This window comes from Mycobacterium sp. WUMAC-067 (assembly GCF_020217485.1).
GTDB lineage: Bacteria > Actinomycetota > Actinomycetes > Mycobacteriales > Mycobacteriaceae > Mycobacterium.
Genome location: NZ_JAEKMI010000194.1, coordinates 1 through 476, shown reverse-complemented (window position 1 = coordinate 476; position 476 = coordinate 1). Strand labels below are relative to the sequence as shown.

The 476-nt window shown below is 58.6% G+C and carries 1 protein-coding gene; it reads left to right on the top strand.

Annotated elements, in window-relative coordinates; genetic code table 11:
• The first annotated feature begins 9 nt into the window (after positions 1–9).
• Positions 10–474, top strand: a complete 465-nt coding sequence (locus JF781_RS28820) for an endonuclease domain-containing protein (RefSeq protein WP_225330691.1) — start codon at positions 10–12, stop codon at positions 472–474.
• Positions 475–476: the final 2 nt, after the last annotated feature.

The following is a 476-nucleotide window of genomic DNA, read 5'->3' as shown; positions in this document are numbered from 1 at the left end:
ATCCCGAGCGTGAGGTACCCGGATCGGAGAGCTCGCTTCTGCCGCTTGCTGAACGCTCTTGGCGGCGCTTGCTCAAGCTGTGGTGTGTCCGTCGGCCGCGTCGTCGATCATGATCACTTCACAGGGGCAGTGAGGGGCCTGCTGTGTTTGGTGTGCAACAACAGAGTAGATCAATGCATTCATCCGCGGTCGGGTGACTGCCGTTACGCGCGTTACGTGAACGATCCCCCCGCATTACAACTGGGACTGAGGTACCCCGTTCGTCACCGTCATAGGGAACCAGACCAGATTCGCGCAGAGATCCTTGGGTTCGACATACTTCGCCAAACGGAGTGGCCGTCTCCCGATCCTACGCTGTGGCAATGGCAAGTCCCAGAGCCGCTTGGGTTTTCGTCTGCGGTCAGACAGCTGGAGAGCTATGTGCGAGGCGGACACACTTCTGCCCCAACAAGTCCTAAATGTCGACGAGGTTAGGT